The organism is Thermosporothrix sp. COM3 (assembly GCF_059696735.1).
The window spans coordinates 4,457,743-4,476,269 of the sequence record NZ_AP019376.1; the positions used below are offsets into that span (position 1 = coordinate 4,457,743).

Genomic DNA, 18,527 nt, shown 5'->3' on the forward strand with positions numbered 1-18,527 from the left:
TCCCGGGTTGGAAACACCTGTTCCGCATCATTCGTACTAGAAAAAGGAGAGTATTCACGCTTCTTTCTGGTGGGCAGGGCCAGGGAACGAAGAGAAGCAAAACACAGGGACATTCCAACCTGCACGAAAGGAACACACATGAAAATAGGCATTGCAGGATCAACCGGCGTCCTCGGTCGTGCATTACTTCCTCTTCTGCTCCAAAAAGGATATATTGTACGTACAGTGGCACGAACTCCTGAACAAGTTCGCGCCCTTGAATTAGCGGGTGCAGAGGTCATGCAAGGCGACTTACTGGACCCGGGAACCATTGCCAGATTGCCCGAATTGCTGAAAGGGTGTGATGTCGTTATCCATATCGCGGGCGCGGTCCCCCCTGACCCGGGCGCCACTCAGGATCAAATCCAGGTCAGACGCGTGTTAACCGAGAGCACGCGTGCCCTCCTTGAGATCTCGCTTGCGGTCGGAGTTAAGCGCTATTTACAGCAGAGTATAGTGATGGCGTATCAGGACAGTGGGGACAACTGGATTTATGAGGGTGCGCCGTTCGATACTACACCACAACGGCTCTTTATCAGTCAGCCAATCAGTGAAATGGAGGAACGGATTCGCGCCATCCCTCCCGAGAAACTGCACTGGTGCATCCTGCGTGGTGGACAGTTTGTCGGCCCAGAAACAGATCAAGAACAACAGCTCACTCTACTTCGTCAGGGAAGGTTGGCGGTTCCCTGCACAGGACGCCACTTTCTCTCGCCAGTGCACGTCCATGATATGGCAACAGCATTTGTTGCCGCGCTGGAAGCTGCACCAGCCGGCTCAACGTTCAACATTGTTGATGAGCCTATACGATGTGGTGAATACTTTGATCGCCTGGCAGACCTGTTAGAGGTCCCGCATCCACCCCGACAGCCGATGAAACCCTGTCCGCCCTCACAACGGTGCAGCAATCTTGCCGCCAGAAAGCTTCTGCACTGGCAGCCAGTCTGTGGCATCTGGCCCACAGAAAGTATGCTCTCACAGGAAAGATAGCCCATTATGCGTATCGGCTTCACCCCGATATTACTGATCGGAGCCGCGCTCCTGCTTATCGGGATCCTTGCGACAATCTATATACAGAGCCGCCAGGGAAATCAGCAGGCGATTGCCCTGGCGAATCGTATTCTCGTCCCGATACTGGGCACACTCGGGCTGTTCGTCAACGTTCTCTGGATGGCCCGGCGCGGAGAAACACAATGCCCGGGCCCGGCAGGATACACCCCCTATATCGGCCTGGGCCTTGCGCTCCTCCTGGTTCTCGTCGGCTTGCTTCGCTACTTTTTTCAAGCGCCGCCGCGAGACCGCCGTGTCATCGTTCAGCCTATCTTGCTCGCCCTGATCTTGCTCACGATCGTGTTTCTGATCATCTATCTGGGCGGTTGCCTGACATTTCTCAAATAACAGACAAGCGCCGCCACTCAGGCCAGAGCCTGCTCAAGATCAAACAACAAATCATGAATATCTTCAATGCCAACCGAGAGACGAAGCAACGTATCAACCACGCCACGCGCCTCCCGAATCTCTTGCGGGATGGAGCCATGTGTCATCGTCGCGGGATGACAGACCAGCGACTCCACACCTCCCAGACTCTCCGCCAGCGTAAAGACCTTCAGCCGTCGCAACACGGTATCAACATCGGCCCGTGTTCCCTTCAACTGGAACGAGACCATACCGCCAAAGCCTCGCATCTGCCGCTTTGCCAGCGCATGATCTGGATGTGAAGGCAGGCCGGGATAATAGACACGCTCGACCCGTGCATGTTCATCAAGGAAGCGGGCAACCAAGATCGCGTTCTCTTCATGCTGCTTCATTCGTACTGCCAGCGTCTTAATGCCCCGAAGTGTGAGCCAGACATCAAACGGCCCGGGAACAGCTCCGGCTGCATTCTGGTGGAATTTCAGTTCCTCGTAGACCTCCTGATTACTGGTAACCACAACCCCACCGATCACATCGCTATGGCCGTTGATATACTTGGTCGTACTATGCAGCACAATGTCCGCGCCAAGATCCAGCGGATTTTGAAAGTACGGACTGGCAAACGTGTTATCAACGACCAGAAGCAGTCCGTGCTGATGGGCAAGGCGAGCCACCGCCTGAATATCAACCAGATTTAACAACGGATTCGTCGGGGTTTCTAGCCAGATCAGGCGCGTATTCGGGCGGATTGCCTTTTCATACTCCACAAGATTACTGGCAGTCACATAGCTGGCCGAAACGCCATAGCGGCCCATGACACGCTCAAAGAGGCGATACGTTCCCCCATAGAGATCGTCACAGGCTACCAGATGGTCCCCGGCGCGCAGCAGGTTCAGAATCGCATGTTCAGCAGCCAGCCCGGACGCAAAGGCCAGGCCATATTGACCATTTTCCAGCGCCGCAACACATGCTTCCAGCGCGGTACGCGTGGGATTGCCCGTTCGCGCATATTCGTAGCCCTTATGCTCTCCGAGGCCAGTCTGAGCATAGGTTGACGTCTGATAGATCGGGGTCATAACCGCACCGGTCGTCGGGTCCGGCTCCTGCCCCGCGTGAATCACTTTTGTTGAAAACTTCATACAACAAACTCCTCACACAACACAATCAAATCTGACACAGACTGCTTACATATAAACCGACTATATCATCATACGTGGGTAAGCACAATATATCGGTTCTTCTTCCCTATCCCGGTAGGACAAGGTTCAAACCAGAACAATACTTTCCCGTATTACTACTATACAGAGCACTTATCAGGAGATGAAAACATGACGGAAGCGCGTAAACCGATCGGAGTTCTCTTTGTGCATGGTCTGAATGGCGGCGTGAACGATTTTGCAGAACTCCCCACCCTGCTGGAGCAACCGAATTGGCTCGTTCGGCTGGTGCTCCTTCCCGGGCATGGTCCAGATGTGCGCTGGCGAGAGCAGATTCGCTACGGCTGGCAAGAATGGGCCGCAAGCGTGCGCGAGGAGCTATATCAGCTTCAACAACACTGCTCAGCCGTCTTTCTCATCGGGCACTCACTCGGTGGAGCGCTTTGCCTGCATATAGCGGCACACGAAACAGTCGCCGGAGTCGTTTCGATGTGTGCGCCTCTCTTTATGCGGCCCTGGATGCTACCGGCAGTACGCTTGAGCAAATATGTTGCACCGCTGCTGCCCTCACTGCGTGAAGATATCTGTGATCCCGAGGCGCGTAAGCGCTACCCCGGTGATGGCTACCGCTGGACACCAATGAAGCCGGTAGAAAGTATGCTGCTCTATCTCCCTCAATTACGGCAGGAGCTCCCGCGCATCACAGTTCCTACGCTGGTAATCGCTGCCTCACAGGATCATGTTGTCCCGGTGCGGGATGGTTACGAGATCTACAGGCGTCTGGGCTCCCGAGAAAAACATCTGTTGATTGTACGGCACTCCTATCATGTTGTTATGAAAGATCATGATCGCGAGGAGGTTTTTGCACGGACCCTTGCCTTTTTACATCGCCATATACCCGGTCAGAAATAGGCAGAATTACAGACCATCTTGCCTGTTTCCTCACCCGTCCAGCCTATAGGAACTATCACCCTTTTCAATAAGAGCTAGCTTCGTGTATACTGATAATCGATTTGTATAATGCGGGGTTGTAGATCACATTGACACAAAAATTAGATAACGTAGCTGATCAAGCACAGAAACCAGACAAGCAATCGCCGCCTGACAAAAGAGCACGCGTCTCACGTCTCAGTATTTACTCGTTTATCACACTTATTGGTTTGATCCTTGTTCTATTTACCGGCCTTTTGTTCGGCAATCTGGTACAAAAAGCGAATACAAAGGAAGCGGCGACGCCCACGACGCTCGCGTCAGCAACGCCGACCGCAACACCTGATCTGGCTTCTGCCTTTCAAATGGCAAAGAATCCCTCGGTTGAGCCACTGACACTACCGAATGGACTCTATGTCCTCTATGCCGGACAGGATAAGATCTACCGTGTTCCAGTCGCTGGCGGAACTCCAGAGGCACTGAATACACCCGGGTATCACTATAATCGAGCGGTACCGCCTGTACTCACTCCTTCTGGCACACTACTCTATACGACGAACACAGGTGTATGGTCCATACCCGCCTTTGATGGTCAGGCCAAACAGCTTGCCTCCCTCAAAGCAGGGGAGACCATTACCTCACTGGTACTCAGCCAGGACGGCTCCCGCATCGCCTGGAGCATTGCCCCGGCCAGAGGCACAGGCACAATTCGTATCTATGCGGGCTCGCTTGACGCCCCCGAACTGGTGTACCAAAGCACAAATAAGCAGTGTCCCTGTTTCCGCGCCTTCGCGTTCCTGCACGGGACAGAGCCCACGCTGCTTATCACCGATAACCGGGGCGACAATCGCGCCAACCTGTATGGTTTATGGGCCCTTTCGCTCTCCAAACAGGCCAAAAAGGAGCCTATCAAGCTTCTTGACGCGGAAACGCCAGAGATGCCAATGGGACTCGCTCCCGATATGAATACACTACTCTATTCAGACCATATCGGCATGGCTCCCATTCCAGAGGATAAAAATATCCCTGACGATATTACCGCGCTCAATAACGCCAATAGCCTCTCATTGATGGCTATTGACGGGGCAGCTCTCAAGCCGGGAAGCCCACAGGTTCTTCTCCCGGAGCAGCGGAACATGCCGAATAAGGCCAGTTATCACTGGGTGCATTCCTTCCAGTTCTCGCCTGACGGGAAAAAGCTTACCTATGTGGTCTTCTCAAGCGACGACCGTCCGCCGTTCTTCCGCCATAGCTCGCTCTATACGGTCGAAATAAGCGGTCAGGGCACGCAAATGCATCTCGGGCAGCCACAGCTTCAGGCAACCAGCAATGCCCATCATGTCGAAGTAGGCCCGTGGCTCAACGATCAAGTCGTCACCTGTTATGCAGATGGCGCACTCTACGCCCTTGATCTGCAACATGGCACCAAGACCAGAATCGTGCAGACAGGCCAGTATGCCAGCATCATCGCGATACTCAAACATTAAACACGACAATATCTATGGCCCGGTATCCTGTTACCGGGTCACTCTTTTTCTCAGCACCACGAAGCCGCCACAGAAAAACAGTCAGCCAGCGAATGCCTTCCCTTTAGATCTTGAGGGCCGGCATCTGTAAAGAAGGAAGAGAGAGCCGAGCAGGGGGGTAAAGGGCATGGATAGGATCAATCCAACTCCAGTGTATCCTGGTGGAACTTTGGAGCATGGACAGGATCTTTTGTGACTCAGCCGGGTCACAGCGAGATTGCAAGCTCGACTCTCTACATTCAGTGTACTGTGGCTTCCAACAAGCAGAGGGTATAAAAAAAGAGAGCCTTGATATTGCAACTAATATCAGGCTCTCCTCAATAATAAGAATTTTATATTCTTCTACTCCGTTGCACTCCCGGCAACAGGATCAACGCAAGCACAAATCCGACGATCAGGCCACCGATATGGGCCATTACAGCAATATTGGAGCCTGGCATAAAGCCAAACAACAGGTTCAAGCCAAGCCAGAAGATCCAGTTTGAGAAAGCGGCCCGTCCAAGTTCACCCATTGCTCGGCGATTTGTCAGCAAGAATGCCCCAAGCGCCCCAAAGACGCCGAAGATCGCACCTGAAGCGCCCAGAACCACGACATTAGCGTCACCCGGCATCAGAATGAACAGCAGCCCACCACCCAGACCAGCCAGGAAGTAGATCAGCAAGAAGCGCCATTTCCCGAAGAGGATCTCAACATCACGCCCCATAAACAGCAGAGAAAGCATATTCAGCCCGATATGCAGGATCCCCGAGGGGGGAGGCGCATGCAAGAACATCGACGTGATCAGACGCCAGATCTCACCATCTTGCAAAGATGTAGGGGCAAGCACACCATACCCATAAATGAGTGACGCCAGATCAGGAGCCACAATCATCAAAATGCTGATAAGCAGATAGATCAGGACATTAATACCAATAATCGTATAGGTGACAACAGGAATATAGCGGAGCAAAAAGTTTGTGCGTAGCATCTGCCGCTGCATCTGATTCGGACGCGTCCAGGCAGGAATAGACTCCTGTTGCGGCTTGCGACTCGGCTCGGTCGTTCCCTGATAGCCTCCGGTATAGGTCGTCGATCGCTCTATTGGTGCAGGAGACGGCTTTGTCATTGGTGGGAAACAATCCTCAAAGCGTCCTCCGAACGAGAGTCGAGCGGCCCGCGCCCGCGCCAGATTCGCATCATAATCCTGACCTTGAATCCGCAGGAGATACGAGCGCAGTGCATGCGCATACGCAATGCCGGGATCTTCACTCAGCACCTTATCCACATTGCTGAGAGCACGTTCATAGCGGCGATCAAGCAGGTCGAGTAGCGCCTGAGCAAGCGTCGCCTCTAACCCGCCCTGCGGCTGTAACTCCTGAACACGGCGGCAGGCCATACGCACAATATCATAGCTTCTTAACGCAAGGTTTGCCTCTGCCAGCCCCAGATGGACCATCGGGTTCTCTGGCTCAGCTTGTGCGGCATGGGCATATGCTAACGCGGCCTCGCGCCCCTGCCCTTGAGCCAGGGCCTGCCTTCCCTGTTCCATGTATAGCTGTATATTTGTTTGTGCTTCCACAAGTTTCCTCCAGTAGCACCAGGAAAACGCCACACCGGCAACCTGGCTTCCGCTTTCTATCCCGATAAGAGACAGGGACATAATTGCAAGTAACAGTGTACCCAGGATTGTCAATAGCGTCGCGTGTCAGGCCTTGACGATCGATCATGATAACGGCGCAGAGGTATGCCTGTTGTGCGGCAAAGACAACCACTGACTAATGCATAATAATCGACTCCTGGTACCAATAAGCCAATACTGAAAATAGAGAATGAACGTCTACCAATCACAAACAGGAAGCCGCGCACTCACCCGCAAAGCGAGACGGCTCCTCGCACTGCTCTCCCGGGTCAATCAAATAAAGACGCGCCGATGACCCTGCCAATACCCGAGAACACCAGTTTCTTCAGGAAGCAGATACCTATTGCAGCAAGGGTGGAATCAGACAGCGCCGAACCATCTCCTGCATGCCGGGAATAATCCACTACAACCGCTTCTTCTCAAGAAGATTTTGCCAGTAGAGAACTTCTCTCTATCTGGTAATACGATTGAGGCGCGCGAGAGTCGCAAAGAGAGAAATGCAGAAAGCAAAAAGCAGAGGCCATCTTTTTTAATGCAGGAAGCCAGTCTCCAACGCAAAAGAATGCAGCCCATCCAGCATAAACTGAATAGCCAGCGCCGCCAGCAAAATACCTAAAATACGGGAGACAACCATAATTCCAGTACGGCCCACTTTCTGCATCAGCCAGGAACTTCCGCGCATCGCCAGCCAGGCTAAGAAGAGCGCACAGAGAATAGAGAGCGAGACCGCCAGCAGTTCAAGCGGATGAAACATCGCCCGACCAACATAGAGAATCGTGGTCGCAATAGTTCCCGGACCTGCGATCATCGGGATTGCCAGCGGAAAGACACTGATATCCTCACGGGTCATCGCCTCGTCTTCCTCTTCCTTGGTCTCGCGCGCGCCAGACGGACGCCCGAAGAGCATATCGATTGCGACCAGAAAAAGCAGCACGCCCCCGGCAATATTAAATGCATAGAGAGAGATGCCCAACCTGTCCAGAATAAAGCGTCCAACTACAGCAAAGAACGCAATAATACCCGCGCTGATCACAATCGAGCGCGTGATGATGGTTTTTCGCTGTTCATTGCTCATATGGGAAGTCAACCCAACAACCACAGGAGCCAGCCCAACCGGATCTATAATGGTAATAAAGGTGACAAAAGCACTGATAGTAAACGTCAGAATAGCAGGCACAAAAAAAAACCTCACAAGAGCTTTTTCGACCTCATTATAGCATACAAAGCAGGCAAGCGCTCGGGGGCCAACCTCATCAATTGTGCGTACCGAGATCTTCCTTCGCAACGTGTTACAGTAGGAAGGGACCGGCATTCTCTAGCCATTGCAGTTCATTCAGGAGAGAATGCTTACACGGCCTCTACTCATACGTTATAATGAAACAGAATTACCGAGAAATTGTATTGGAGGCAAATCATGCGGGGAGCAACGAGAACACTGGCGATTACCGCAGGGGTTGTAGTCGTCCTTCTCATCGTCGGCATCGTCCTTGCGGCAGTGTTTCATGTTTTGTTAGAAGCGCTCTACATATTCTTAATGATCTTAGCAGCCCTCTTAGTTCTATCAACACTCCTTCTTGTCTATTGGATTATCATGCTTATTCGCACCATCCAGACAGTGCGCAACGAGGTCACGCCACTGGCAGACTCGATACAGGAGACCATCGGCATTGTCAAAGATACTGCCCAGACGGCGGGAAATACCGTCGGCTCGGTCAGCTCGCTCTCGCGACTGGTCTCTGAAATTATTCTGGCTCCGGGCATTCGCATCGCCGCAGGCCTTGTCGCCGGACAACATATGTTGCGCGTGCTACTTGGTAAAGGGGCAAACAGAAGCCGCTATGAAGAACGCATGCAACAACAAATGGAGCAAATACAGGCGAATGCGGGAGGTGACTGAGCATGGAATTTGCCGTCATTAATCCAATTATTGAGGCCGGAGGACAGATAGCAGCGATCATTATCTGTCTGTTCGCGCTGATCCTGATTATTCTGGCGCTCGCGCTGAACATCGGGTTCTTTTATGCCTTTACCTGGGTTCGCCAAAAAACCGAACTGATCAAAGTGTTGCGCCCCCACGTTGAGAGCATCAATAAAACAACCATGCTTGTCAAGCAGGGAAGCGAACCAGACGAGAGTCAAAACGCCATCGTGCGCACCGTAGCAAAAGTGCCCGCCGGCGTCGATAAGGTTGATCAGAAGGTTACTCAGGCAACCGGGAAAGTCGCGCAGGGAGCAATTGAGGTTCGCGCCCGCATTGAGCAGGGCAAGGCTATTGTCAAAACTTTCTTCAAGCCGCCCCGCAAGCAGAATCTTGAGGAACGCATCAATAAGGAAGGGCTACAATTTACCAGCCCGGGCTATCGGACACTCATGAAAGAAAAAGCGCCTGTATCCACCGCCGAAAGTCCGAGCGGCGAAGGATATGAGCAGACAATCACAGCAAAGCAGTTAAAAGATGTCCCTTCTCGTTGAGTACCTTCAGGCATTCAAACATTTTCAGCGAGATGCACGTCTCTTTCTTATCAGCAACATGCTGAGCGGCGTAACAGTTGGTATCATCCTTGTGCTCTATAACCTCTACCTGATCGCACTGGGCTATGATACCAGCTTCGTCGGTCAGCTTCTCTTTGTAACGACGTTGGGTGCAGGATGTGCTATTTTCCCCGCTGGCCTCTGTGTTGACCGCTTTAGTGGCAAGTGGATCATGATTCTGGGCAGTCTCGCAATTGGCATCGCCGGAGCGGGACAATTTCTTTTGCACCAGCCCCTTCCCCTGCTCATCAGCGGTTTTGCCGCGGGAGTTGGCGGGGCCTTTATTCTGGTCGTGAATGCCCCCTTCCTGACCCATCACAGCACGCCACGCGAGCGCCCGCATCTCTTTAGTGTCAATATCGTGCTCTTACAAGTAACGACCGTCATCGGGGAGCTGCTTGGGGGCGCGCTTCCCCAGTGGATTCAACACTATAGCTGGCTGACCGCCTGGCTTCCCTCCTGGGCAGAGAGCATGCTGGCCCCGGGAGCAGAGGCCCGGGCGTACCAGCTTTCGCTGCTCTTTGCTGGCATTATTGCGGCTCCGAGTTTCATTCCACTGCTGTTGATGCGCGACGCGCCGCCACCACGCCCCCCGCAACAGGACCGCGCCACCCACCGGCCAGCGCAGCGCCCCGGCCTGCATTGGCGCCCGCAAGCCCTGCTGCGTAGCCCACTCACGATCCTGATCGCGATTCAGGTGCTTATCGGCCTGGGAGCGGGACTTTTCATTCCCTACTTCAACATCTACTTTGTGCATACACTGGGGGCCTCTCCCTTTCTCTTCGGGGTGATTGATGGAGGAGCTAACATTGTGTATGCGCTTCTCACATTACTCGCTCCACTGTTGGCCACGGCTCTGGGCAAAATCAATACTATTGTCCTGACCCGGCTCATCAGTCTACCCTTGCTGCTGGCAATCGGGTTGATACACTATCTGCCCCTTGTCTCAATTCTGTATCTCTTCCGGCTTGGGACAATGGATATGGGGAATGGTCTCTTTCAGGTCTTCTCAATGGAGGCCATAGAGCGCAAAAATCGGGGAATGGCTAACAGCCTCTATCAGATCGCATATCAGGGCGCATCGGCCATTTCTACCCCCATAGGAGGGCTTTTAATCGATCAATCAGGCTATAGTGTTGTCTTCATAGGAGCCGCTATCCTGTATCTCTGCTCACTGTTGCTGCTCTGGGGATATTTCGGACGAGGGAAAGGGGAACGTCTGGTCACGGCCATCCGACTCCAGGAGCCGTCACACACACCACAGGTAGAGCAGGAGATGCAACCCTCCTGAACAGAAAGAAGGCGGGAGTGTTCCCGCCCTTCTTTTCGTTATCCCTTTTTTAGCTCAGGGACTTTTTCGACTGTCGCTCAGTAAAGAAGCGTACAAAGAAAATGCTCAACTCATACAAACCTGACATAAAAATGCCAATAATAATCGGGCTGTAGATATCGCCTCCCGGGAGGAAGCAGGAAATCAGCCAGAGAATAAAGTGAGCGAACGGACGCTTCTTTCGGAGTGTCTCTGATGTCACCAGACCGATTTTCGCCATAAAGGTGAGCACCAGCGGCAACTCGAAAATAAGCCCGAAGACAATCAAGAACCAGGCCGCAAAACTGAAGTAGCTCTGCGCCGTTACCAGTTCGGTAAAGTTGTTCTGCGCGAACCGGATCAGGAATTCCAGCGGATATCGCAGAATAAAGTACCCGATCGAAATGCCGATCACAAACAGCACGATCCCGATAAAGACAAACGGCAACGCCGCCTTTTTCTCGTGCGAATAGAGGCCAGGCGCAATAAACGCCCAGGTTTGATAGAGAACGACAGGCAAAGAAGCCAGGAACCCAATAGCGATAGAAACCATCAAGGTTACTGTAAAGCCTTCAGCAATCCCGGTGACGACCAGTTTGCTATGTCCTGTGCCTTTGACCCCGGTCAACACATTCGTGCCATCAGGCAAAGGAGCAGTCAGGAAAGCCATAATATAATCTCGGAAGATGAACGCAACCACGGAAAACACCGCGATGGCGATCAGACACTTGAAGATACGCTGGCGTAACTCTTCCAGATGCTCGACCAGCGTCATCGAAGAGCCAGCCAGCTCATCATCTTCGTCATCATCGTCTCCGAAATCGAAACGGAAATCGTCATCATCTTCGGCCAGCGCTTGCTTGAACCGATCCTGCCGTTCCAGTTCACTGGAAGCCATGAGTTCCCCCTAAGCAGGCTATAGAAACAGTCTTAGCTAACTTTGCCATCCCTGGTGACTTCTTTTTTCTCGCTCTCGGGAGCAACCTTCACCTCAGACTGAGCAGCTTCTTTTGCAGCCAGAGCGGCCTTACGAGCAGCAATCTCGCGCTCAAGCTCGTCCAGCGACATTGACGCGGGGTTCAGAGCCTTTTCTGGAGCGGGGGCCGTTTTGGGCTCAACATACTCTTCCTCGTCTTTCGAGCTGGAGCTATTGCCGATACCCTCTACGCTCTTCTTGAATTCTTTGATCGTGCGACCAATCGCTGAACCCATTTCCGGAAGACGCTTCGGTCCAAAGAACAACAACGCGAGCAAGAACAGAATGAGAAGCTGAGAAGGGTGAAATCCAATAGGCATTTGTTTTGTATCCTTTCTGGTCGTAACAACCTTTGGCAACAACAGAGAACAATTACCAGACATGCTGTGGGTGCGAGACATCCCGACCAAGCAGAGATGCGCTTACCTCGCTAATCCCATCCAGAGCGACTCCTACCACGCCAACCCCGGCTGTACCCAGAGTCACAAAGCGCAGCATCTGGCGGCGACTATAGCGCCGTTTCCGCAAATGCGCTTCCATCTGTTGACGCTGGCGAAGCTGTGCGCCCTCCTGACGGACTGACGCGATCAGACGCTGTTCCAATCCATCTGGTGTGGATGCGGCATGCCCATAATGGCGCAGCAGCAGGGTTTCAAGAGAATCATTTCGCATGAGCTTTTCCTATCTGCCGGGAGGATGAGCCAGGAACGATAAACGACGAGAGAGCGGTTTGACCTGCCCTTCCTCCTCGTCACGGGTCACGCGACGCTGTGGGGAAGAGGTATCGATCAGCATTTCGCCACTTTCATAGCGATAGAGCCGCTGAAATTGCTTTCTGGCTCGCGAGAGCCGTTGCCGGACCGCAGCCTCATTCAGTGAGAGCAGATCGGCGATTTGTGCCGTTGAGAGGCCACCCACGATGGAAAGGAGCAGGCATTCACGCAACTGCTCAGGGAGTTTTGCCAGGGTTCGCTGCACAAGCTCCTGTTCCGCCACCTGCTCAGCAAGATCGCGCGAAGCGACCGGAGCAAAGCCAACGGGTTGCACCGGAACAGCCTGTTCCTCCTGCACAACCTCTGTACCCTCCAGTCTCCCTTCAGCCTTCTGTGGCATCCGCGAGAACGGAATAAAACTGAAGAGTTTGCGGCGCCGACGCTGCATGCGGACAGTGTTAAGCGCGATGCGCAGCAACCAGGCTCTGGCCTGAAAATGCTCGCCACTGGCGGCCCGCGCCGCATCAATCGAGCGCAAGGCCTGATGGAACGTATCCTGCGTAAGATCCTGACTTTCTTCCCAATCGCCGGTCAGGCCGTAAATAGTATGGAAAACCAGCTTATGGTAATCACGTATAAGAGCTTCAACCGCTTCAACGGCTGGCATTTTATCCACAGCGACCACTCTCTATCGTTCACCGCTTCCACAGCGAAGCAGTGTCTCAAATACAGTTACTTAATTACAACGATGCACGACCAGGAGGATTTGTGACAACGAAAAAAATCATTGTCTTACTATTATTACAATACCAGTTCAAACGGAAAGGGGCAAGAGAGGAAAAGGGAGGGGGGAAACAGGGCAGCAAAAAGCCACCCTGTCGTGTATGGATAATAGCGCGAGAGATAAAAATTTAGCTCTGCAAATGCTCTTCGATGTAGTCCAGAGCTTCCTGAACGGTTGTGATCTTCTCAGCATCCTCATCGGAGATCTGAACCCCGAACTTTTCTTCCAGGGACATAATCAGCTCGACCAGATCGAGAGAGTCAGCGTTCAGGTCCTCAACAAAAGAAGCTGTCGGAACAACCTCGTTTTCATCCACACCAAGCTGCTCGACGATAATCTGCTTGAGTTGCTCATAGATGGACGACGACATTTACTTCACCTCACTTTCCGCTTTCGGGATGGGCTGTTGCTGAGCCCGATTAAATATAGTACCCAGGACACCATTAACAAAGCGACTGGATGTGTCACTTCCGAAAATCTTCGCAAGTTCCACGGCTTCATTAATAGCAGCCTTTGCTGGTACAGTATTATTAAACAGAATCTCGTAGATGGCAAGTCGCAGGATATTTTTATCGATGCGAGCCATCTGTTGTAACGGCCACTCACGCGCGGCACTCTGAATATGAGCATCGACCTCCGCCAGGTGGTCGCAGACACCTTGAAGCAGCTCATGGGCATATTCCACCACCTTCGTGTGAAGATTACGCTCTTGAGCATGCCGCTGCAAGACCTCAAAGGGGTCATGGTTGGCCGTATCGTATTCATAAAGCGTTTGCAGAGCGACAATGCGTGCTTGTCTGCGTATCCCTGGCATAGTACCTCGAAAGCTCCTTTCACGATGCCTGAACTGAGAGGTCAGACACAGCGATTCACCCGTTTAGTCTACCTGACCATATAACGAAGGACATGGGCGCAGCGCTGACATCGTGGTATGCAACATTACCATCGGGCCAGATGTGCCTCTCCCGGCACACCACCCGTTCATCTCCAGGATGCTCTGACGAAGCAGAAAGAGAGGTGTCAGTATCACCCGCCCTCTTATGCAACATCCTGAATATAGACATTGACAGCCTCAACCTGCATCCCTACCATCTCTTCAAGGGCTGCGGAAACCTCCTCCTGTACAGCGGACCCGACTGCAAGCATATCAGCATCGGATTCGACAACAATATACAGGTCGGCAGTCACAGTGTTATCCTTAATGGTCAAGGAAACGCCTTGCGGCGGAAGCTCGCGCTTGAGAAGATGGGACCATTGCCCATATCGCTGCGCAGAGCGAACAGGATTTGCCATCCGAACAACACCGGGTATCAGCAACGCACTATGAATGACAATAGTCGAAAGAACCTGCCGTGCCACTCGAACGGTGCCACTGGGCTGTGACGCTATTGTCATAAGACCTTCTTTCTACTACCGATTTGTGGCCGGGGCCACAAGCGGCGCGACCGAAACAACAGCATCTTCGCTTTCCATTGCAAAGATAGGTGCTTTTTTCCGCGCTGTCAAGTAGAAAGCGCCAGGATGGCTTATTTCACCTATCAGAATAGCTGTTAGATGCCTGCTTCACGTAGAGCAGCAGCCACCTTTGCGACGTCGGACGCTTTGCTCACATTCAGCATCGTTACCCCTTTGGCGATACGCTTTACCATACCAGCAAGCGCATTGCCCGGGCCAATCTCAATAAAGGTGGTAACACCAGCAGAGACCAGATATTCTACGGTCTTTGTCCATTGCACAGAGCTTGCCACCTGCTTCGCAAGTTCTTCACGCAGGGCATGGGCATCTGTCAAAGGAGTTGCTGAAATATTGCTGATGATCGGAATAACCGCATCTTTAATCTGTAGTTCGGACAACACCGAATCCAGGGCATCAGCAGCGGGCCGCATGACTGGAGAATGGAACGCGCCACTCACCGCCAGCGGGATCACGCGTTTGGCTCCGCGGGCCTTTGCCAGCTCACACGCCAGCTCCAGTGCTCGCTTCTCACCGGAAATCACAATCTGTCCGGGCGCATTATAGTTCGCGGCAATGACCTTACCCTGTCCGAGATGCACCGGCTCGGAGATCTCGGCCAGAGCTCGTTCGGTTGCCTCCTGGCACACCTGCTCAACAACGTCCGGCTCCATCGCGATAATGGCAGCCATTCCACCGGGGCAGCTTGTTCCCTCCTGCTCCATCAGGCGCCCACGTTCACGCACCCCCTTGATCGTTTCTTCCAGGGACAGGACCGAAGCCGCAGTCAGCGCGGTCCACTCCCCCACACTGTGACCGGCCAGAAAGGCAGGAGTAAGCGGAGAAATCCAGGAAGAATCGTCAGGAGAAAGGGCTTCTTGAAGGGCGGCCAGGAAGGCCAGGCTGACGGTTACAATAGCGGGCTGAGCATTGATTGTTGAGCGCAAGGTATCCTCTGGCCCCTGAAAACAGAGAGAGCTCAGGGGAAAGCCAAAAGCTGTATCAGCGGCCTCAAAGACACGGCGAGCAGCGGGCGACGCCTCATAAATGTCTGCCCCCATGCCTACGGTCTGGCTACCTTGCCCGGGAAAAAGAAAAGCGACTCGTGTCGACATGTTGCTTCACTCTTCAGTAGAAAAGCGGCCTGTGTATCGCTTGTGAGAAGCTACACTGCCGCCTTCTAAATTTATTTCTGATTTTTCGGGATAAAGACCTGACGTCCACGATAGGTACCGCAATGAGGGCAAGCATGGTGTGACAGCCGAGGCTTCTTGCACTGCGGGCAAGCCGCCAGCTGCGGCAACTTCAGATGATGATGAGCTCGCCGCTCACCCTGACGTGAACGAGAAACACGCTGCTTTGGTAGCGCTCCCATGGTTAGTACTCTCCTCTTCCACCGGTTATAAGAACCTGGGTCTTGTCTATTTTTGAATCATACAACACTATACCAAGCGAAGGCCGCCACAGGCAACGTCCCCATCGGGTGGGGGCGCTACCCGCTGGACGACCCGCTGTATTAGCCTTCTTGCTGGAGCAACGCCTTTAACGCACTGAAGCGTGTATCCACCTCAGGCTCACAGGAACAGGGACCTTCATTCAGATCCTTACCGCACTGTGAGCAGAGTCCCTTACACTCCTCTTTACAGAGCGTCACCATCGGAATGTCAAGCAGGATCTGTTGTCGAACCGGCTCCGTCAAATCGAGATGATGGTGGTCATCAATCGGGAAGGCGTCTTCCACATCCTCGGCATGCACAGGCATGCCAGTGAGAATATCAACGGTCGGATAGTACCGCGCTTCGTAGACGACATGCATCGGCTGCTGAAATTCCCTCAGACAGCGTGTGCAGGACAATTCGAGGGTTACATCAACCCATCCGTCGACCAGGACCCCCTGATTGATACGACGCATGCGGACATGTCCATTAAGTGGGCCGACGACCCTGGAAACTTCATCGAATTGAATCTCGTCTTCGTGAAGATCTGCTTTGAATGAAGCCCCAACCTGAGACTTCATGAGTTGCGCCACATTAAAAAGCATAGGAAATCCCCTTCCATAGATCAAACTCCCGGTGGGGAGAACACATGTATCACTATAAATAGCTATGGCGCAGGTATGTAGTTTCCTACGTTCTTAGCTGGCGCTTGCTCATTATAGACAAGCCGTTTGAGGGTGTCAAGCCCTCACAGGACCAGCATAGACAAGGATAGCGGCTCACGCCCATAGCAAGTAGCACCACAAGCACAAGGGCAGAAAGCACAGCGCAAAATTCACAACTGAATCAGCCCTTTACGAAAAAACATTCGGCCCGCCTATAGTATCCGCTGCCAGAGACGAGCGCCGGGGTGTCGGAAGGTCGGAAGGCTCAGGCAACGTGTTCTCTTCCTCTTCAACAACCTCTTCTTCAAGAATCGTTGTTGGTTGATCTTGTAAACTGTCAATTCCGCGCTCAATGCTCAAAATCGTGCGACTGACCTCGGTCTCCACATGTAGCAGATGCTCACGCAGGTTGCGCAACGTTTCCAGCGCGTATCCATCCGCATCAGCCTTAAGCTGTTCGGCATGCTCCTCTGCCCGCCGGATGATATCCTGAGAACGCAGATTTGCGCTCTGGATCATCTCCTGTGAGCGCTCTTCCGCAATGACCAGCAATCCCTCACGGTCAATGGCCCGGTTAGTCTCTTCCTGAGCGCGTGCAAGAAGCGCGGAGGCATCAGCTTGCGCCTGGGCAAGAATACGCTCTTTCTCTTGAATAATGCGGCGAGCCTGCTTCACTTCCTCAGGGATCGAGGTTCTCATCTGATCGATTATGTTGAGGATGTCACCCTCTTTCAGAATCACCTGATTCGTTAGAGGGACGCGCCTGCTACTGGCAATGAGGTTTTCCAGGCGGTCAATGAGATATAATATATCCATTCTTTTCCTCCTTCCCCACTGAGAAACTCCCCAGGCCCGCGCACAGTCAGAAATCCTTTATCATCCATATTTCTGCTGAAGCGCCCGAACAACTACAGGGGGGAGCATGTCTGAGACATCGCCGCCCAGGCGTGCGACTTCTTTGAGTAAGGAAGAACTTGCAACAAGATGCTGTAAGTTTGTAAACAAGCAAACGGTCTCAATCTCTGGTGCCAGTTTGCGATTCATCAAACCCTGTCGAAATTCTGCATCAAAATCATTGGGAGAACGCAGGCCCTTGATAATGGCGATACCATCCACCGAGCGCACATACTCAACAAGCAGTGTCGAAAAGGAGTCAACCCGCACATTGTGTAGCCCCTCTGCTCTCAGTATCTCCTGCCAGAGCGCAACTCGCTCCTCAACCGAGAACAACAGATTCTTCGCGGGAAACGCATAGACCGCAATGATGACGGTATCAAATAGTTTTGCCGCGCGACGCGCAATATCCAGATGCCCGTTTGTTGCCGGGTCAAAGCTCCCAGGATAGACTGCAATCCGTTCCGATTGCGCTGGAGTATTCATGCCCGGTTCCCCCTCATTTGTTCTTTTTAGCACCCCTCGGACGCTTTCTCGTTAAGAGGAATGCTGTTTCCATTAAACCATAACGCGAGACTTTCGGCAATAGGAGGGAGATATGAGCCAGTGCGTTCACTGCTCCTTTTACCCCGATTCCAGATGCCTATAAAAAAAGCAAGGACACAGCCTGTGGACTGTCTCCTCGCCTTGCAGCACCCGCCGCTTAGTCGCGTTTATGGCGAGCGTTCATCATCTCACTCAAACCAATCGCGCCGATACCAAGCAGGGCATGCACAATCTTCGTCACCACATTGCCCGGGCCGATAACAAAAGAATCCTGCGTGAAGCCCACAATCAACAGGACTATACCCCAGACAAAGGCTCCGATTGCGATTCCCCGGTTTCCGGGTTTGGAGGTCATCAAAATACCGGCGATCACCCAGAGCGCAATGGTGACGATCAGGCCCAGTAATCTATGTGTATCTACGGCCCGTGGCATATAGGTGTAATTCCCGGTCCAGAAGAGAACTCCCATGATAAGAGCCAGGATAAAGCAAACACGCACAACCCAGATTGCAATACGCATAAAAACTCACTCTCCT

The 18,527-nt window shown here is 52.8% G+C and carries 23 protein-coding genes; 7 read left to right on the forward strand and 16 right to left on the reverse strand.

Annotated features, from left to right (window positions below):
- The first annotated feature begins 138 nt into the window (after positions 1–138).
- Together KTH_RS18880 and KTH_RS18885 are read left to right on the forward strand one after the other, a co-directional pair.
- On the forward strand, positions 139–1,029 hold the full coding sequence (locus KTH_RS18880) for an NAD-dependent epimerase/dehydratase family protein (RefSeq protein WP_497620479.1): 891 nt from the start codon (positions 139–141) through the stop codon (positions 1,027–1,029).
- 6 nt (positions 1,030–1,035) lie between these two features.
- The gene (locus KTH_RS18885; protein WP_497620481.1) at positions 1,036–1,437 is read left to right on the forward strand and encodes a hypothetical protein; all 402 of its coding nucleotides are present in this window, start codon (positions 1,036–1,038) and stop codon (positions 1,435–1,437) included.
- 17 nt (positions 1,438–1,454) lie between these two features.
- On the opposite strand, the gene KTH_RS18890 is transcribed toward KTH_RS18885, so the two are convergent.
- Positions 1,455–2,591 (reverse strand): cystathionine gamma-synthase, encoded by a 1,137-nt coding sequence (locus KTH_RS18890; protein WP_497620482.1) that lies wholly within the window; start codon positions 2,589–2,591, stop codon positions 1,455–1,457.
- Positions 2,592–2,780: 189 nt separating this feature from the next.
- Between KTH_RS18890 and KTH_RS18895 the strand changes: the two genes are divergently transcribed.
- Together KTH_RS18895 and KTH_RS18900 are read left to right on the forward strand one after the other, a co-directional pair.
- Positions 2,781–3,521: an alpha/beta hydrolase gene (locus KTH_RS18895; protein ID WP_497620484.1), complete on the forward strand. Its 741-nt coding sequence runs from the start codon at positions 2,781–2,783 to the stop codon at positions 3,519–3,521.
- A gap of 128 nt (positions 3,522–3,649) precedes the next feature.
- Positions 3,650–5,026, forward strand: coding sequence for a TolB family protein (locus KTH_RS18900; RefSeq protein WP_497620486.1), 1,377 nt, complete (start codon positions 3,650–3,652; stop codon positions 5,024–5,026).
- Between the two features lie 371 nt (positions 5,027–5,397).
- Here the strand turns inward: KTH_RS18900 and KTH_RS18905 are convergent, their stop codons facing one another.
- On the reverse strand, positions 5,398–6,594 hold the full coding sequence (locus KTH_RS18905) for a rhomboid family intramembrane serine protease (protein WP_249033443.1): 1,197 nt from the start codon (positions 6,592–6,594) through the stop codon (positions 5,398–5,400).
- Positions 6,595–7,213: 619 nt separating this feature from the next.
- Positions 7,214–7,861, reverse strand: coding sequence for a MarC family protein (locus KTH_RS18910; RefSeq protein ID WP_111319565.1), 648 nt, complete (start codon positions 7,859–7,861; stop codon positions 7,214–7,216).
- A 237-nt stretch (positions 7,862–8,098) separates the two neighbouring features.
- Between KTH_RS18910 and KTH_RS18915 the strand changes: the two genes are divergently transcribed.
- The 3 genes from KTH_RS18915 to KTH_RS18925 are packed head-to-tail and all read left to right on the forward strand — an operon-like array spanning position 8,099 to position 10,507.
- On the forward strand, positions 8,099–8,581 hold the full coding sequence (locus KTH_RS18915) for a hypothetical protein (RefSeq protein ID WP_111318962.1): 483 nt from the start codon (positions 8,099–8,101) through the stop codon (positions 8,579–8,581).
- A 2-nt stretch (positions 8,582–8,583) separates the two neighbouring features.
- Entirely contained in the window at positions 8,584–9,156 is a 573-nt protein-coding gene (locus KTH_RS18920) for a hypothetical protein (RefSeq protein WP_497620489.1), read from the forward strand.
- Complete coding sequence (locus tag KTH_RS18925) at positions 9,140–10,507, forward strand: MFS transporter (RefSeq protein ID WP_497620491.1); 1,368 nt, start codon at positions 9,140–9,142, stop codon at positions 10,505–10,507. The genes KTH_RS18920 and KTH_RS18925 overlap by 17 nt, the downstream gene beginning before the upstream one ends.
- Positions 10,508–10,556: 49 nt before the next feature.
- Here KTH_RS18925 and tatC read toward each other — a convergent pair whose 3' ends face one another.
- The 13 genes from tatC to KTH_RS18990 form a co-directional block, all read right to left on the reverse strand.
- Positions 10,557–11,423: a twin-arginine translocase subunit TatC gene (gene tatC, locus KTH_RS18930; protein WP_111318967.1), complete on the reverse strand. Its 867-nt coding sequence runs from the start codon at positions 11,421–11,423 to the stop codon at positions 10,557–10,559.
- A 32-nt stretch (positions 11,424–11,455) separates the two neighbouring features.
- Entirely contained in the window at positions 11,456–11,821 is a 366-nt protein-coding gene (locus KTH_RS18935) for a twin-arginine translocase TatA/TatE family subunit (protein ID WP_497620493.1), read from the reverse strand.
- Between the two features lie 52 nt (positions 11,822–11,873).
- Positions 11,874–12,173 carry a hypothetical protein gene (locus KTH_RS18940; protein WP_111318971.1) on the reverse strand — a complete coding sequence of 100 codons (300 nt, stop codon included), beginning with the start codon at positions 12,171–12,173 and terminating at the stop codon, positions 11,874–11,876.
- Positions 12,174–12,182: 9 nt separating this feature from the next.
- Positions 12,183–12,881 (reverse strand): RNA polymerase sigma factor, encoded by a 699-nt coding sequence (locus tag KTH_RS18945; RefSeq protein ID WP_111318973.1) that lies wholly within the window; start codon positions 12,879–12,881, stop codon positions 12,183–12,185.
- Between the two features lie 244 nt (positions 12,882–13,125).
- Positions 13,126–13,368, reverse strand: coding sequence for an acyl carrier protein (acpP, locus tag KTH_RS18950; protein WP_111318975.1), 243 nt, complete (start codon positions 13,366–13,368; stop codon positions 13,126–13,128).
- Positions 13,369–13,812, reverse strand: a complete 444-nt coding sequence (gene nusB / locus KTH_RS18955; protein WP_111318977.1) for a transcription antitermination factor NusB — start codon at positions 13,810–13,812, stop codon at positions 13,369–13,371.
- A gap of 224 nt (positions 13,813–14,036) precedes the next feature.
- Positions 14,037–14,393: an Asp23/Gls24 family envelope stress response protein gene (locus KTH_RS18960; RefSeq protein ID WP_111318978.1), complete on the reverse strand. Its 357-nt coding sequence runs from the start codon at positions 14,391–14,393 to the stop codon at positions 14,037–14,039.
- Positions 14,394–14,548: 155 nt separating this feature from the next.
- Positions 14,549–15,565 carry an ACP S-malonyltransferase gene (fabD, locus tag KTH_RS18965; protein WP_497620497.1) on the reverse strand — a complete coding sequence of 339 codons (1,017 nt, stop codon included), beginning with the start codon at positions 15,563–15,565 and terminating at the stop codon, positions 14,549–14,551.
- A gap of 71 nt (positions 15,566–15,636) precedes the next feature.
- On the reverse strand, positions 15,637–15,825 hold the full coding sequence (rpmF, locus tag KTH_RS18970; RefSeq protein ID WP_111318982.1) for a 50S ribosomal protein L32: 189 nt from the start codon (positions 15,823–15,825) through the stop codon (positions 15,637–15,639).
- A 141-nt stretch (positions 15,826–15,966) separates the two neighbouring features.
- Positions 15,967–16,491 carry a YceD family protein gene (locus KTH_RS18975; protein WP_111318984.1) on the reverse strand — a complete coding sequence of 175 codons (525 nt, stop codon included), beginning with the start codon at positions 16,489–16,491 and terminating at the stop codon, positions 15,967–15,969.
- Positions 16,492–16,740: 249 nt separating this feature from the next.
- Positions 16,741–17,367 (reverse strand): hypothetical protein, encoded by a 627-nt coding sequence (locus KTH_RS18980; RefSeq protein ID WP_111318986.1) that lies wholly within the window; start codon positions 17,365–17,367, stop codon positions 16,741–16,743.
- A 60-nt stretch (positions 17,368–17,427) separates the two neighbouring features.
- Positions 17,428–17,931, reverse strand: a complete 504-nt coding sequence (gene coaD / locus KTH_RS18985; protein WP_111318988.1) for a pantetheine-phosphate adenylyltransferase — start codon at positions 17,929–17,931, stop codon at positions 17,428–17,430.
- Between the two features lie 217 nt (positions 17,932–18,148).
- The gene (locus KTH_RS18990; protein WP_497620499.1) at positions 18,149–18,511 is read right to left on the reverse strand and encodes a hypothetical protein; all 363 of its coding nucleotides are present in this window, start codon (positions 18,509–18,511) and stop codon (positions 18,149–18,151) included.
- Positions 18,512–18,527 lie beyond the last annotated feature (16 nt).